At 68.7% G+C, this 930-nt stretch carries 1 protein-coding gene; it reads right to left on the bottom strand.

Translation table 11 applies throughout. The features are described 5' to 3' along the window. Positions 1 to 930 (bottom strand): TldD/PmbA family protein (locus tag EN984_RS36100; protein WP_164765991.1); only part of this gene is annotated, 930 nt, incomplete at both ends.

Below are 930 nucleotides of genomic sequence, written 5' to 3'. Positions count from 1 at the left end.
GGCCGAACACCTCGGTGACATAGAAGCCGGTCTTGAGCGATCTGATCAGCTCTTCCGGCGATCGCTCGCCCGGCTCGATGGCGAGATTGGTGGAGGATGGCGTCACGGAAGAGCCGCCGCGGGCGCCGCGGCCGTTGGTGACGAGGCCCAGTTCCCTTGCGGCCGAGGTCGACAGGAACCAATGGTTGAGCACGCCCTTCTCGACCATCAACAGCTTTTCGCCTTCGACGCCTTCGCCGTCGAACGGCCGTGAGGCCTGGCCACGCAACCGGAGCGGCTCGTCGGTGACGGTGATGGCGGAGGCGGCCACCTGCTTGCCCATCATGTCACGCAGGAACGAGGTCTTGCGCGCGACCGAGGCGCCGTTGATGGCGCCGGCCAGATGGCCGGCGATGCCGCGCGCGACGCGTGGGTCCAACACCACGTCGACCGGCCCGGTCGCTGCCTTGCGCGCGCCGATGCGGCGCACCGCGCGTTCTCCGGCCTTGCGGCCGATGTCCTCGGGCGCATCGAGATCGGCAAAGTGCTGGCGCGATGAGAATTCATAGTCGCGCTCCATGCCGGTGCCCTCGCCGGCGATGACGCTGGCCGAGCGCGAGAACCGCGAGCCGACATAGTGGCCGAGGAAGCCGTGCGAGGTGGCCAGCACCAGGCCGCCGAGGCCGGCACCGGCGCTGGCGCCGGCCGAATTGGTCACGCCCTTGACGCCAAGCGCTGCCGCCTCCGCCGCCAATGCGGCTTCCTTCAACTGGTCGGCGGACACCTCGGTGGCGTCGAACAGATCGAGATCGCGTGTCTGTTTGGCCAGCAATGCCGGGTCGGCCAACCCCTGATAGGGATCCTCAGGCGAGACTCTCGCCATGGAAACAGCGCGTTCGGCCAGCGTTTTCGGGTCGGACGCCGCTGTCGCCGAGACACTCGCCACGCGGC

The organism is Mesorhizobium sp. M7A.F.Ca.CA.004.12.1.1 (assembly GCF_003997835.1).
GTDB lineage: Bacteria > Pseudomonadota > Alphaproteobacteria > Rhizobiales > Rhizobiaceae > Mesorhizobium.
This window is presented reverse-complemented; position numbering and strand designations above follow the sequence as displayed.